This window comes from Flavobacterium sp. P1_E4 (assembly GCF_056405915.1).
Genome location: NZ_JBFUBE010000014.1, coordinates 19,697 through 32,971, shown reverse-complemented (window position 1 = coordinate 32,971; position 13,275 = coordinate 19,697). Strand labels below are relative to the sequence as shown.

15 protein-coding genes are annotated in these 13,275 nt (G+C 32.8%); 8 read left to right on the top strand and 7 right to left on the bottom strand.

Going from position 1 to position 13,275, the window contains the following annotated elements; genetic code table 11:
- Positions 1–89 precede the first annotated feature (89 nt).
- A complete protein-coding gene (locus AC1DY0_RS13305; protein WP_477189079.1) occupies positions 90–1,007 on the top strand; it encodes a TIGR01777 family oxidoreductase in 918 nt (305 codons plus the stop codon).
- Here AC1DY0_RS13305 and AC1DY0_RS13300 read toward each other — a convergent pair.
- The 4 genes from AC1DY0_RS13300 to AC1DY0_RS13285 form a co-directional block, all read right to left on the bottom strand.
- Positions 1,004–1,543: a YceI family protein gene (locus AC1DY0_RS13300; RefSeq protein WP_477189078.1), complete on the bottom strand. Its 540-nt coding sequence runs from the start codon at positions 1,541–1,543 to the stop codon at positions 1,004–1,006. The two genes, AC1DY0_RS13305 and AC1DY0_RS13300, sit on opposite strands and share 4 nt — an antisense overlap.
- A gap of 211 nt (positions 1,544–1,754) precedes the next feature.
- Positions 1,755–2,303, bottom strand: coding sequence for an acyl-CoA thioesterase (locus tag AC1DY0_RS13295; protein WP_477189077.1), 549 nt, complete (start codon positions 2,301–2,303; stop codon positions 1,755–1,757).
- Positions 2,304–2,307: 4 nt separating this feature from the next.
- On the bottom strand, positions 2,308–2,673 hold the full coding sequence (locus AC1DY0_RS13290; RefSeq protein ID WP_477189076.1) for a 6-phosphogluconate dehydrogenase: 366 nt from the start codon (positions 2,671–2,673) through the stop codon (positions 2,308–2,310).
- Between the two features lie 6 nt (positions 2,674–2,679).
- A complete protein-coding gene (locus AC1DY0_RS13285; RefSeq protein ID WP_477189075.1) occupies positions 2,680–4,053 on the bottom strand; it encodes a DNA recombination protein RmuC in 1,374 nt (457 codons plus the stop codon).
- 182 nt (positions 4,054–4,235) lie between these two features.
- On the opposite strand from AC1DY0_RS13285, the gene AC1DY0_RS13280 reads away from it, so the two are divergent.
- The 6 genes from AC1DY0_RS13280 (at position 4,236) to AC1DY0_RS13255 (ending at position 8,954) form a co-directional block, all read left to right on the top strand.
- Positions 4,236–5,087 carry a protease complex subunit PrcB family protein gene (locus AC1DY0_RS13280; protein WP_477189074.1) on the top strand — a complete coding sequence of 284 codons (852 nt, stop codon included), beginning with the start codon at positions 4,236–4,238 and terminating at the stop codon, positions 5,085–5,087.
- A 19-nt stretch (positions 5,088–5,106) separates the two neighbouring features.
- On the top strand, positions 5,107–5,430 hold the full coding sequence (locus tag AC1DY0_RS13275) for a hypothetical protein (protein ID WP_477189073.1): 324 nt from the start codon (positions 5,107–5,109) through the stop codon (positions 5,428–5,430).
- Positions 5,431–5,449: 19 nt separating this feature from the next.
- Positions 5,450–5,995: an RNA polymerase sigma factor gene (locus AC1DY0_RS13270; RefSeq protein ID WP_477189072.1), complete on the top strand. Its 546-nt coding sequence runs from the start codon at positions 5,450–5,452 to the stop codon at positions 5,993–5,995.
- Positions 5,996–6,027: 32 nt separating this feature from the next.
- On the top strand, positions 6,028–7,770 hold the full coding sequence (locus tag AC1DY0_RS13265; RefSeq protein WP_477189071.1) for a hypothetical protein: 1,743 nt from the start codon (positions 6,028–6,030) through the stop codon (positions 7,768–7,770).
- Between the two features lie 145 nt (positions 7,771–7,915).
- Positions 7,916–8,491 carry a pseudouridine synthase gene (locus tag AC1DY0_RS13260; protein ID WP_477189070.1) on the top strand — a complete coding sequence of 192 codons (576 nt, stop codon included), beginning with the start codon at positions 7,916–7,918 and terminating at the stop codon, positions 8,489–8,491.
- Between the two features lie 10 nt (positions 8,492–8,501).
- Positions 8,502–8,954: a tRNA (cytidine(34)-2'-O)-methyltransferase gene (locus tag AC1DY0_RS13255; RefSeq protein WP_477189069.1), complete on the top strand. Its 453-nt coding sequence runs from the start codon at positions 8,502–8,504 to the stop codon at positions 8,952–8,954.
- Here the strand turns inward: AC1DY0_RS13255 and AC1DY0_RS13250 are convergent.
- On the bottom strand, positions 8,941–9,438 hold the full coding sequence (locus AC1DY0_RS13250; RefSeq protein ID WP_477189068.1) for a hypothetical protein: 498 nt from the start codon (positions 9,436–9,438) through the stop codon (positions 8,941–8,943). The genes AC1DY0_RS13255 and AC1DY0_RS13250 overlap by 14 nt on opposite strands.
- A 320-nt stretch (positions 9,439–9,758) precedes the next feature.
- Here AC1DY0_RS13250 and AC1DY0_RS13245 point away from each other — a divergent pair, with 320 nt between their 5' ends.
- A complete protein-coding gene (locus AC1DY0_RS13245; protein WP_477189067.1) occupies positions 9,759–11,366 on the top strand; it encodes a class I SAM-dependent methyltransferase in 1,608 nt (535 codons plus the stop codon).
- A 42-nt stretch (positions 11,367–11,408) separates the two neighbouring features.
- Here AC1DY0_RS13245 and AC1DY0_RS13240 read toward each other — a convergent pair whose 3' ends face one another.
- Together AC1DY0_RS13240 and AC1DY0_RS13235 are read right to left on the bottom strand one after the other, a co-directional pair.
- Positions 11,409–12,266 carry a DUF5602 domain-containing protein gene (locus AC1DY0_RS13240; protein WP_477189066.1) on the bottom strand — a complete coding sequence of 286 codons (858 nt, stop codon included), beginning with the start codon at positions 12,264–12,266 and terminating at the stop codon, positions 11,409–11,411.
- A gap of 207 nt (positions 12,267–12,473) precedes the next feature.
- Positions 12,474–13,253, bottom strand: coding sequence for an ABC transporter ATP-binding protein (locus AC1DY0_RS13235; protein ID WP_477189065.1), 780 nt, complete (start codon positions 13,251–13,253; stop codon positions 12,474–12,476).
- Positions 13,254–13,275 lie beyond the last annotated feature (22 nt).

The following is a 13,275-nucleotide window of genomic DNA, read 5'->3' as shown; positions in this document are numbered from 1 at the left end:
ATAATGTTTAACTTATTATTAATAATGCTAAACAAAACATTAACTTATATTTGTATAGCTATAATTGATTGCCCCTAATTTATAAAGTAATGAAAAAGAATGTTTTAATAACAGGTGGAACCGGTTTTATTGGAAAGTATCTAACAGCAGAATTGTTGAAAAAGGGGTATTCGGTTTCGATACTTTCACGAAACAGTAAACCCAATATTGATGGAATTACCTATTATATTTGGGATGTTTCAAGTCAAAAAATGGAAGAGGCAGCTGTAGTCAATGCTGATTATATTATTCATTTGGCTGGAGAGAATATTGTCGAAAAAAAATGGACAGCCAAAAGAAAAGAAGAAATTAGGGATAGTAGAGTACAATCAGCGGAATTGATTTACTCCATTTTGAAAAAGCACAATAAAAAAATTGAGGCCTTTGTTTCGGCTTCGGGGATTGGTTTTTATGGAGCTGTTAATGGTGAGGGTATTTGTACGGAAAGCACAATGCCTGCCAATGACTTTATCGGTGTCGTATGCCAAGAATGGGAAAAAGCAGCTGATTTGATGGCTGGTTTGGACATTCGTACCGTAAAAATTCGCACAGGTATGGTTTTGGGGAGAAATGAAGGAATAATAAAGAAACTTGCCCCTATTTTTAAACGAGGACTAGGAAGTGCTTTAGGATCCGGGAAGCAATATATGCCTTGGATTCACATACACGATTTATGTGCGATGTATATCGAAGCAATTGAAAACGAAAAAATAACTGGGGCGTATAATGCTACCATCAATGATAGTACTACAAATTTATCCTTCTCCAAAGAATTGGCAAATTCACTTGGGAGTTCAATGTGGCTTCCGAATGTTCCAGCTTTTTTAATCCGAATGGGTATAGGTGAAATAGCCGATATTATTTTGACAGGAAGAAGAGTCTCTTCGGATAAAATAAAAAAACTGGGCTTTAGGTTTCAGTTCAAAAACCTCAAAAAGGCACTGAAAGATTGTTTGAAACAAGCTTAGTTTAAAATACAATCGATTTGAGTATTTACACTTTTTGAGATTTTTGCAATGACAATACTTGGGATTTCGATATTGAAGTCGTCTGTGTTTAATGTGAAATGAGAGTTTATCTGTATTCCATTATTTACTTTTTTAATTTTAGCATTTACAGTAATCAACCTGGTTTGACCATGAATCGTTAGTTTTCCTTTTATCTGAAAATCTTTTTCAGTTTCGGTTACAATTTTCAAATCAAATTTTTCGATAACCCCTTTAAAAATAGCTTTGGAATAACGGTCGCTTTCCAAGTAATTGCTATTGAAATGTTCTTTCATTAAATCTCTTTTGAATTGAAAATTTTTAATGACAGCGGTAAAGGTAATTTGGCTTTTGTCTGGAATTAGTGTACAGTCAACGGCTTCATTTTTTGCTTCAACGGCTTCAAATAAGGGTACAGAAGCTTCGAAGTAAATTGTGCATTTTGAGGTGCTTAATTTTTCTTGGGCACTAATCGGGTATAAGACAAAAAACAGAACTAATAGAGTAAATTTTTTCATAATTCTTTCTATTAAAGGTTTAATCTAAAGTTACGATTCTTTTTGCGACAATACTCTTAAAGTTACGCCAAAAAAAACCAATATCAAAAGATTGATTCTTTTGATATTGGTAATTAAGAGTATAAGTTATATGTTTTTTTCTTGAGATACTTTATTTATAACTTCAGTTTTAAACTTAGAATCTTAGTAACTTATTGTCTTAAGAAAAAAACTAATCCAAATTAATCTGAATATTGTATTTTTTTAGACCTTCCAATGTTTCTTTTGAAGTGTAATTGAACTCTTCTTCGTGTAACTCGCGTTCTTTTTTTAAAGCGATTTGTTTTAATGAATTGCAAAAGCGTTTTACGTCTTCAAAATTCGACAGAATTAAACCTGGAACTGCCATACTATTACCTTCATTGTCTTTGGCAACCATTGTGAAATAGGAAGAATTACAATGTTTTTTATAACCTGTCTGAATGTTCTCGGCTTCTACTCGAATCCCCACAATCATTGAACTTTTCCCAACATAATTAACAGAGGCTTTCATTGTTACGAGTTCACCCACTTCGATAGGTTTCAAGAAATTGACTGTATCTACTGAGGCTGTGACACAATAATTTCCGGAAAATTTGGATCCACAAGCAAAGGCTATTTGATCCAGAAGGGATAAAATATAACCACCGTGAATTTTTCCACTAAAATTGGTATGTGAAGGCAGCATTAATACCGAAATACTGACATGAGATGAAGCAACTGTTTTGTATATTTTCTCCATAGGTTTAGTTTTGGTTAAAAGGGGATTTTTCTTTTTGTATTGTTTTGATAAAATATCTGGTTTCTCCCCACCAGAAAAAGGTTCTGTATTTTTCTACATAAGTAAGTTTTACATAATGTCCCTGCAAAGTCTTCATTTGTTCAATCACTTCTTTATCACTATCTAAAACAGAAAATTTGAAAATTTGAGCTCCAGAAATTCCTTGACTCAATTCGCCTTCCCATGTTTTTATGACAATGCCTTTATGACTCAGTCGAATCAATTCTCCAGATCGAATCCCTTCACTAACAGGAACGTAATAGATAAAAGCAAAATAACTTATAAAACCAACTGTAATTGCGACTATGATAAAGGCAAGGATTTTTTTCATTTTGTTTTAATTTAAAAGTGAATTTTCGTCAGCTTCAGCTCTTTTCAAAATATTATCAGGAAGTGCTTTTTTGGCTTTGGCACCCATTTTTTTAAGTTTTTCAACGCTGGTGATAAGGTTTCCTTTTCCGTCCACGAGTTTGTTCATGGCACCTTGGTATTCTACTTTGCTCTCGTCAATTTTTTTTCCAATCTTGATTAAATCGGCAACAAAACCTTCAAATTTATCATACAATGCACCTGCTTGTCGTGCAATTTCAAAAGCATTTTCCTGTTGTTTTTGGTTGGCCCACATACTGTCTATGGTGCGTAAAGTGGCTAATAGGGTTGATGGGGTAACAATTACGATATTTTTTTCGAATGCTTTATTGTATAAGGTAGTGTCTTCGTTAAGCGCTATTGCAAATGCAGGTTCCATTGGTATGAATAACAAAACAAAATCTGGGCTTTCTATTTGGTATAAATCCTGATAATTTTTATTTCCTAACTGTTCTACGTGAAGTTTTATCGAACTGACATGCTCTTTTAAATAACGGCTTTTTGTCGCTTCATCATCATCTTCATTTATGTATTTTTCGTAGGCAGTCAAAGAAACTTTAGAATCGACAACCATCTTTTTTCCGTCAGGTAAATTGATGACAACGTCTGGAAACACTCGATTCCCATCCTCTGTGGTATGGCTTTGTTGGACTTCGTATTCACGTCCTTTTTCCAATCCTGATTTTTCAAGTACACGCTCCAGAACCAGTTCACCCCAGTTTCCTTGCATTTTACTGTCACCTTTCAAGGCTTTAGTCAAGTTGATGGTTTCCTTGCTCATTTGAATATTCATTTCGCGTAAGCCAAGTATTTGTTGGCGCAAAGCAGCGTGATAGTCAATACTTTCTTTATGGGTATCTTCGACTTTCTTTTCGAAAAGCTGAATTTTATCTTGAAGCGGAGTCAAGATATTTTTCATGTTTTCTTTGTTTTGCTCGGTAAATTTATTTGATTTTTCGTCTAATATTTTATTGGCAAGGTTCTCAAATTCTTTAGTGAATTTTTCTTGAAGTTTCTCAACTTCTTCTTTTTGTTCTTTGTTGCGCTCCCAAAGATTTTCAAAGTCAACTTCTTTTTTGGAAAGTTGAATGGCGAGACTGTCTTTCTCGTTTCGGATGTTTTCCTTTTCAGAATTGGATAATTCGAGTTGTTTTTCGAAAGTGTTTTTATCGATTAAAAATTGTTCTTTTTGTTGGTTGAATTGTGAATTCAAAGCTATTAATTTCTCTTCCAAACTTACTTTTTCTGACTGGAATCGTGCCGAAAAAATGAGTTTGCCAATAAAGATACCAATTGCAAGAGCAATAATAAAGACCAATAATAAAGGAAGAATTGTTAACATAGAGTTTCATTTTAAAAAAAAAGTAAAAGTACGCATTAATACGTAGTACTTAATTTTAAAAAATGAAATTTCACGAATTATTAAAAATCTAAGACTAAACGAACAATTTTATTTTTTTTAGCATCGTAACGCAACCTTTTTATTAGAAAGCCATCTTTACTATATAACTAATTAATATAATTATGAAGAATTTAATTTCAATCTTATTTGTTGCCCTAAGCTTTTATTCGTGTACTGATTTTACTGACGATAACGTGCAGAATTGTGGTAGTATTACCAATGTAGCCTATGAAAGTTTTAGTTACTGTGGTGTTTTGAAAGAAAACCCAAAACAACCATCTTTTATAATTGTGAATTCGAATGAAGAAATGCAAAAGTTGTTTACAGCATGTGAAACTTTTGATGTCGCCTTGCCTGATTTTACTAAGAAAAGAATATTGGGAATTTATGCTGGACCAAAACCAACTGGCGGATATGCCATAAAAGTTCAATCAGTAGTCGAAGATGATTGCCAAATAGTTGTTGAGTATTTTGAAAAAGAACCAAAGGCGGATGAGGTTGTAACTACTGCTATAACTTATCCAGCAGACTATGTTGTACTTCCAAAATCAAACAAACCTATTTTATTTAAGAAAGTAGCAGAGATAAAAGATTATATAATAATTGGTCGCTACAGTCTGTATTGTCCAAGTAATTGTTTTTCGTCTTACAGAATTGATGCTGTAAAGACAATTAGATTGTCCGGAAATAATATTATATCTGGAAATTTTGAGGGACTTATTTTCAAGGAAGATTTATCCAATTTTGTGTCTCATATTCCCCAAGAAGTTTTAGCTCTTAAAGGTCAAACCAAAGAGTATAAAGATGATATGATTGCAGATGGAGGAGGGTGCTATCTTGAATATCATCAAGGTGATGTAGTGACCAAAATTGATTTCATGAATTTTAACAGCACAGACCAAAGTCAAGAAAATTTAGTGAAGTTTATGAATTATATATATAGTAGAGTTGCCGTTTTGGATGGTTCAAAATAATTTTTTTATCATACAAATCATGAAAAAAGGTTTTTTAAATATACTTATAGTTTTTACTTTTTGTTCATGTGCTAATGATGATGCTGGTTTTGATCCAAATTCAAGAAAAGAAATCATGGATAGTTGGGCTTGGAAAATTTTTATTTTTACAGATGAAGGAGAATTTACTCCTATAAAAACAACCAAAGATAAATTGGATAATACTACAAAAGTAAGTCCTATTTTTGTCGAAGATATTTTAGAAAGTTATAGTAATGATGATTTGTTTTTGAACAATAATAAGGAAACAGTCAATGATCCAATTKTTTATGCMAATTTTAATATAACTAAAAGAAAAAAATAACGAGTTTAAAACTTATTTCTTGAAAGAAAACATAGAACTATTTATAAAAAAATGTGTCGAAAACGACCGGGAAGCACAGCTGAAAATTTATCAGTTGTTTTCTCCTGTTTTATATGGGCTATGTCTCAAATACATGCGAAATGAAGATGATGCCAAAGATGTTTTTCAGGAGGCTTTTGTAATTGCTTTTCAAAAAATGGGACAATACAAATTTGAAGGAAGTTTTGAAGGCTGGATCAAGCGGATTTTTATCAATAAATTACTGGAAACACTAAAGAAAAAGAAAAAAGATGTACTCTTCTTGGATGTTTTTGATACTGATGTAATTGAGGAAGAAGAATTAGAATTGGCTCCAATCGAACAAGAAAAGTTATTAGAATACATTCAAGAATTACCTGATCAATACCGAATGGTTTTCAACTTGGTTGTTTTCGAAAAAATGAAGCACAAAGAGATTGCAAAGTTGCTTCAAATTTCAGAAGGTACATCAAAATCGAATCTGAATAGAGCCAAGAGTATTTTGAAAAAAAGAATTTTGGTTGTATTGAATTGTAAAACAGCATAATAAAATACCACAAAAGTAAATAGAAACAAGGCATGAAAAATAAAGAAGCAAAATCTATTTTTTCTTCATTGGAAAACTACTCCAGTATTCCACCTCCCGAATTATGGGATAAAATTGAAGCGCAATTAGATGAACCTAAAAAGAAGAAACGCGCCATTATTTGGTGGTCGATTGCTGCTAGTTTAGTAGTTGGACTTACTGTTCCTACTATTTTGTATTTTGATGCCAATCGTGGAAATGGTCTTGAATTGAATGTGGAGAATAATGCGAATGAAGTTGTTTTACAAAAGGATTCAAACGAGAAAATTAATAGTACTCTAAATGACAATACCGTCAAAAATAGGAATGATAAGTTCAATAGTAAAGGAATTAAAAATGTTGATTTAAATAATAATCAAGTGGCGACAACAACCGTTTCGAGTATTTCTTCTAAAACAAAAGATTCTCCAAAATTTAATAATTTGAATCAGTGGAGAAAGAAAGGGAAGATTCAAATTGCTAATAATGAATCACAATCGAATGCGATAGTTTTAAATCACAATTCAAATTCGGTTCTTCTTAAATCTGAATTATCAATTGATAAATCTGATCAAGATGGTAATTCAAATTCAAGCAAAAACGCTTTAGTTAACAATCAAAACAGTAATATTTCAGAAGCGAACAAGAATAAAGGTATTACAGATCATACCATTTCAAAATCAGAATTGATAGTTGACAAATCTGTCCAAGTAAACCAATCAAATGCTGTTAAAAACGCTATAGTTAGTAATCAAAATAGTAATGTTTCGGAAGCGAATAAGAATAAAGGAATTTCAGAAAATAACATTTCAAAATCAGAGATAATAATTGATAAATCAATTCAAGTCAACCAATCAAATTCTAATGGCAAATCTATAGTAAGTAATCAAAATAGTATTGTTACTAGATCGAGCGGGAATGAAGAAATTACAGAAAACACAAGTCCAAAAGATTCTTCAAACAAAATAAAATTAGAAGTTGAACAATTAGAAAAAGCTTTAGTGCAATTGGACAAAGACAAAACAAAGAAAAAAACGGTTTCAGAAAACATTGATAAATGGTCACTTCAGGTTTTTGCAGGAGTTATGAGTTCTCAAAATTACAGTAATGAAAAAGCGCTAGGAAATACTGTGACCTCAAAACAGTCTAATGGTTATGGCGTGAAGACGAATTATAAACTGAACAAAAAATGGGGTGTGAGTTCTGGTTTCAAAATTAACGAATTGGGGCAAAAAATAGCTGGAGTTTCGTATTATGATACACAAAAGTTGTATGGTACTGCTGGAGGTTCCCTACCTCTTACCAATGATAATTATGTGCCTAATTCATCAACCAATTATCAGTTAGTATCCATTTCAAAAACCGGAGAATATTTATTTTCTTCTAATTCTAATGCAAAGAGTGGTCTTGAAAAAGGAGATGTATCACAAAATTTGAAGTATTTCGAAATGCCTTTGGAGGTTTCGTATGCTGTTTTGAGTAAAAAGAAAGCCAATATTACTATGAATACTGGTGGTTTTGTAGGGAAGTTAATTTCTAATGATATTGCTTTGAATGGAAACTCAATTGGCGAAAATAAAAATGTAAATGAATATGTTTACGGGACTTTATTAAGCAGTACTCTGCAGTATGAACTCTTTAAAAAGACCAAATTTTTCATTGAACCAGGAATGAATTATTACATCAATCCATTAGAAAATCAATCATTCAATCAGTTTCAATGGATGTTTAATGTAGGTTTGAATGTTTCTTTTTAGAACTGAACAAAAAAAAACTATAATAAAATTTTAAAAAAAAATCCGCTACAAGCTTTTGCGTTTTGTAGCGGATTTAATTGTTTTGAAAATAACTTTAATTAATGGGCTAACAAATTTATCTTTGCCTTTTTAAATTAAAGCCAAAATGTCCCACCATCATTTCGTCATTCACAAGCCCTACGGTTATTTAAGCCAATTTATTTACGAATTGAAGCGCAAGAAAAAGCTCTTGGGTGAATTGCATGATTTTCCTGCAGGAACAATGGCTATTGGTAGGCTTGATGAAGATTCAGAAGGTTTACTTTTATTGACAACCGATGGGAAAATGAGTGAAACCATTCGAAGCAAAAAAGTTGATAAAGAATATTATGTGCAAGTCGATGGTATTATTACTCTCGAAGCCATAGAACAATTAAAAATAGGTGTCGAAATTGGTTTTAATGGAGCAAAATATATAACCAAACCCTGTGAAGCTTTTATTGTAAACGAAATTCCTAATTTTGGTGCGAGAGGAAAAAAGATTCGGGACGAACGTCATGGTCCTACTTCTTGGGCTTCTATCACAGTTAATGAAGGGAAGTTTAGACAAGTACGCAAAATGACGGCAGCTGTTGGTTTTCCTACCCTAAGATTGGTAAGAGTCCGAATAGGAAACGTACTTTTGAATGACTTACAAGCTGGTGAAGTTTTGGAAGTGGAAGATTTTCAATTAAACGATTAAACAAATAAATATGCTAAACATCGTTCTCGTTGAACCCGAAATACCAAATAATACTGGGAATATTGGCCGTCTTTGTGTAGGTACTGAAAGCCGTTTGCACTTAATTCATCCTTTTGGGTTTGTTATTAATGATAAAAATCTAAAGCGTTCCGGACTTGATTATTGGGTACATCTTGATGTCACCGAATACCAAAATGTAGCCGAATGGGTGTCTCAAATTCCAGATCAATCTAGAGTTTTCCTGATGAGTTCCCATGCTTCAAAATCAATTTATGATGCAAAATTTCAAGATGGAGACTGGTTGGTTTTTGGTAAGGAAAGTGTTGGTTTGAGTGCCGAAGTTTTAGCATTATTCGAAAATCACCTGACCATTCCTATGTCTCCATTAATTAGAAGTTTTAATATAGCCAATTCCGTTGCTTTTGTTGTTGGAGAAGCAAAGAGACAAACTATGGGGTTATAAAAGTGATGTAGGAATTTACAATTCTATTAGCGGTTTTTTCCAATGATGGTTTTGCATCTTCGAAGTCTTCCTTGAGTTTACCTTCAGAAGTGAAAAAATCGGCTACTGTAGTTTTCAGGAGGACCTTATCGGTATAAATTTCTTTTACAATAAACGTAAGGGTATATTTTTGATTTTCTCCAAACACAATTTTAAGACTGTATTTGATGTCAAAATTATATTTTACGGCTAAATTCCAGTAGTAATAAGCATTTTCATATCGAGCTTCGATGGTTAAGGAATTTTCAGTCACATCAAAAACATCAGCACCTTTATCATTGTAATACCGTGCCCATTCTTTAGATTGTTCTATTAACTGATGAATAGGTTGATTGGGTATATTCATTTCGAGAGGTAGAAAACCCTTTGGAGTCATTTCCAACTTTGCCTGTGCTGAACTTACGATAATCCAAAAAAGCAATATGATTTTAAGAAAGTGTTTCATCTTCAGTTTTTTACAATTATTACAAATATAAACAACTTAATAACAGGTTTTTGAAAGTAAATTTTCATTTTTCTTTGAGGAAAAATATTTTCATCTTTAAATAGGATATCGAAAATGACCTACCATTCCAATGCCTCCATTAGTCGGAAGATTTGATATTGCTAATTCGGTTGCTTTTGTTATTGGAGAGGTAAAGAGGAAAAATTAGTTATGTATTTATTATGAGGTGATTAAAATCTATTTGCTATATTGAGAATCTATTTTTTAAAGGAAATTTCATATATTTGAGATAGACAATGTTAGGTCTTAAATCTCTTTTTATGATAGATAATGTTTCTTTACGAAGTACTATTTTTAGACATCTTGACGGTTTAGTAACTGCCCCAGTAGCTTTTTGTTTGTATAAAAAAGGGGTATTAGCTCATATTTTAGATAAAAAGGAAATAAGTCTTTCTGAACTTACTGATAAATTTAAGGCCAATGAAGGATATCTCAATGTGGGTTTGCGGGTTTTGGCTTCTCAAGGTTTTCTCAATTATCACATTGATACGAGTACTGACCTAATAACCATTAGTATTAATGAAAAAAGTGAAATCGCTTTTTCTCTGTTTCCATTGTACAAAGATGCTGTTGATTTACTGCATTTCTCAATGGATTTTCATCCCAGATTATTTGAAGAAGCTCCCTTTGAACGCTTAAAATTTATTTTCGAAAAATATAAAGATAACTATGGAATTTCGTTCTCTGAGGAATCTTTGACCAATAGCATTCAGCATCAAATTTTAAAGCATATTGAAGGTTTTTTGGTTGGCCCAACTGTAGTGCGTCTCGGTATGAGTGGCATGTTTCATAAATATTTTATGGAAATATCTTTTCGTCCTGAAGAGTTTCATAAATCACCTGAAAATTTCAAAATCATTCTTGATTTTCTGGTTTATTTAGAATGGTTTACCCAAAAAAACGGCAATTATCAATTTACTGAAGCTGGTTTGTTTTTTGCCAAAAGAGCTTCTGCCTATGGTGTAACGGTTTCGTATTTGCCTACTTTTAGTAAAATGGATGAATTAATTTTTGGTGATCCTTCTGTTTTAAGAATCGTTGGCGACGGGGAAGATGAAATTCATGTGGATAGAGAAATGAATGTTTGGGGAAGTGGCGGTGCACACGATACCTACTTTAAAGTGGTTGATGAGATTATCATCAAATTATTCAATTTGCCTATTGCTAAGCAACCCAAAGGAATACTGGATATGGGTTGTGGAAATGGCGCTTTTCTGGAACATATTTTTGATGTAATTGAACGTCAAACTTTAAGAGGAAAAATGTTGGATACGCATCCTTTGTTTTTGGTTGGGGCCGATTATAATCAGGCAGCGCTCAAGGTAACACGAGCCAATTTAATCAAAGCCGATATTTGGGCCAAAGTAATCTGGGGAGATATTGGTCGTCCGGATTTGTTGGCAGAAGATTTACGAGAGAATTATAATATCGATTTGAAGGATTTGTTGAATGTGAGAACTTTTCTGGATCACAACCGAATTTGGGAAATACCAAAACAAATCACAGAAGAAAGGATAAGTAGTTCAACAGGAGCATTTGCACACAGAGGTTTTCGGATAAACAACAATTTAGTTGAAGATAATTTATTGGAACACTTCAAAAAATGGTCACCTTATGTTCATAAATTCGGATTACTCATTATTGAATTGCATACTGTTTCACCTCATTTGACAGCTGAAAATTTAGGAAAAACAGCAGCCACGGCCTATGATGCGACACACGGTTTTTCGGATCAATATATTGTGGAGATTGATGTGCTGCATAAAATCGCCGCCGAAGCAGGATTGTTTCCAGACCTTAATTATTTTAAAAAATTCCCGGATTCTGAAATTGCTACGGTAAGCATTAATTTATTGAAAGGGAAATGATATGAAAAAAAGAGGAAGTGTTTTTCCACTTCCTCATCTTATTTATATTTTGGTTCTAGCTACAAAATCGGTTAGTGTTACGTATGTATTTCCAGTAGCAGCGTCATAGTAAACGCTATATTTCGTTGGGTAATTCCCTGCTTTTTCAAAGAAATCCGGTTGTGAATAAAGAATAGGATTATTTTCGGGTTTAGAAAGAAAATATTCTAAAGTGACCATTGGTTCAACAAAAATCAATTTGCTATTATAGGTGCCATAAATCAGAATTTTGGAGAACGGAAGAAAGTCTGGTAAATTATTAGGAGCCCAATGTTTTCCCATTTGTGGTTCTGCGGTGGCAGGACCAGGAGGAGTTCCATAATCTGCAGGCAAATAACCAGGGGGGGGATAGGAATTGAAAGCAGCATCAGTTGCAGGAGACCATTCTGGTATTGCCATTTGTTCTTCAACAGATATCATGTAAAAATGGATATCAAAATGAGGTACATCAAAAACATGTTCAGGTTGATGTCCGTGAGGATTCCAGTTGAGTCCAATGTGATCAAAAGGTGTTAATTGTTTTGCTTTAAGATGTAATGGAACAATATAAACTGGAAGTTCAACTCCTGGAGCGGTATCAGGAAGCCCAGTAAATGCTTGGGCAGTTATTTCGATACCAATTTCAACGGGCATTCCATTTTCTTTGTTTACACTAATCCACGAACGTACTTTTCCGTTTCCAAGAGTATTTTCCGGCCCCTTAAATACATTGAGTTTGTCTTTGCTAATTTTCGCAGTCAGCGATTGAGAATCATTTGTTTGTAAATCACTTTTATTCGTTTCGTCCTGGCTACAGGAAAAAAAGAAAAAAAGTACAACTAAAGCAATAATTTTTTGGGACAATCTGAACAAATTTTCCATAGTTAAAAAAATTAAATTGTTTTTTAATATGTAGATAAGTTAAGACTCGGGGATCTTAAAAAAAACGGAAAACAAATGTACAATATTTAATATAACACTCTGATAATCAATGATGTTTTATTTTTGTATCAAGATGTTTTTAATGTTTTATTTTTAAAAAAAGATACTCAAAATAAAGAATTCATTAGATTTAAAAGTTATCAGCAATTAAATAATTAAAAACTTCCCTTTTTCGCTGTCAAAAACGATATGTTCGTCTTTGAATAAAGTATTAAAACTTCCTTTGCTAATTAAGTTGCAAGGTTCGTCTTGTACCACACTTTCGGGAGTCATAATAATCATCTCGTCACTCAATTGTATGGCCATATCAATGTCATGAGTTGAAAATAAAATGCATTTTCCTGTTTCGTGTGTTAGTTTTTTTAAGAGTTTTAACAATGAAACTTTATGCAATAAATCCAAATGTGTCGTGGGTTCATCAAGTATGATCAAGGGAGTGTCTTGTGCCAAAGCTCTTGCAATCAAAACCTTTTGAAGTTGACCGTCACTTATTTCATAATGTTTTTTTTGAGACAAATGACTAATTTGTGTTAGCTCAATTGCATCTTGAATTATTTGAATATCAGCATCTGATAGCGTGCCAATCCAATTGGTGTACGGCTGACGCCCCAAGGCAACTAATTCAAAAACGGTTAAATTGCTGGGAGGCAATTTTTCAGTCAAAACCATGCTTAAATTTTGGGCGAGTGCCAATGGTTCATAGCTGGTTATTTTTTTATCATTTAATAAAACAGTTCCCTGCAACGGTTTTTGGATTCCAGTAATAGTGCGTAACAAAGTAGATTTCCCAATACCATTTGCTCCAATCAAAGCAATCAGTTTTCCTACCTGTAAGTTCAAGTTGAGGTTTTCGGCAATGGTCACAGTTTCTTTTTTGGAAGTGTATCCAATGCTTAAATTTTCGGTGGTGAGGATGTTGTTTGCCATGCTTTGGTTTCTATGTATTTAA

Excerpts from the sequence above, each read along its gene's own strand:
- AC1DY0_RS13305 (WP_477189079.1), top strand. The coding sequence starts at position 90 with ATGAAAAAGAATGTTTTAATAACAGGTGGAACCGGTTTTATTGGAAAG.
- AC1DY0_RS13300 (WP_477189078.1), bottom strand. The coding sequence starts at position 1,543 with ATGAAAAAATTTACTCTATTAGTTCTGTTTTTTGTCTTATACCCGATT.
- AC1DY0_RS13295 (WP_477189077.1), bottom strand. The coding sequence starts at position 2,303 with ATGGAGAAAATATACAAAACAGTTGCTTCATCTCATGTCAGTATTTCG.
- AC1DY0_RS13290 (WP_477189076.1), bottom strand. The coding sequence starts at position 2,673 with ATGAAAAAAATCCTTGCCTTTATCATAGTCGCAATTACAGTTGGTTTT.
- AC1DY0_RS13285 (WP_477189075.1), bottom strand. The coding sequence starts at position 4,053 with ATGTTAACAATTCTTCCTTTATTATTGGTCTTTATTATTGCTCTTGCA.
- AC1DY0_RS13280 (WP_477189074.1), top strand. The coding sequence starts at position 4,236 with ATGAAGAATTTAATTTCAATCTTATTTGTTGCCCTAAGCTTTTATTCG.
- AC1DY0_RS13265 (WP_477189071.1), top strand. The coding sequence starts at position 6,028 with ATGAAAAATAAAGAAGCAAAATCTATTTTTTCTTCATTGGAAAACTAC.
- AC1DY0_RS13260 (WP_477189070.1), top strand. The coding sequence starts at position 7,916 with ATGTCCCACCATCATTTCGTCATTCACAAGCCCTACGGTTATTTAAGC.
- AC1DY0_RS13255 (WP_477189069.1), top strand. The coding sequence starts at position 8,502 with ATGCTAAACATCGTTCTCGTTGAACCCGAAATACCAAATAATACTGGG.
- AC1DY0_RS13250 (WP_477189068.1), bottom strand. The coding sequence starts at position 9,438 with ATGAAACACTTTCTTAAAATCATATTGCTTTTTTGGATTATCGTAAGT.
- AC1DY0_RS13245 (WP_477189067.1), top strand. The coding sequence starts at position 9,759 with ATGATAGATAATGTTTCTTTACGAAGTACTATTTTTAGACATCTTGAC.
- AC1DY0_RS13240 (WP_477189066.1), bottom strand. The coding sequence starts at position 12,266 with ATGGAAAATTTGTTCAGATTGTCCCAAAAAATTATTGCTTTAGTTGTA.
- AC1DY0_RS13235 (WP_477189065.1), bottom strand. The coding sequence starts at position 13,253 with ATGGCAAACAACATCCTCACCACCGAAAATTTAAGCATTGGATACACT.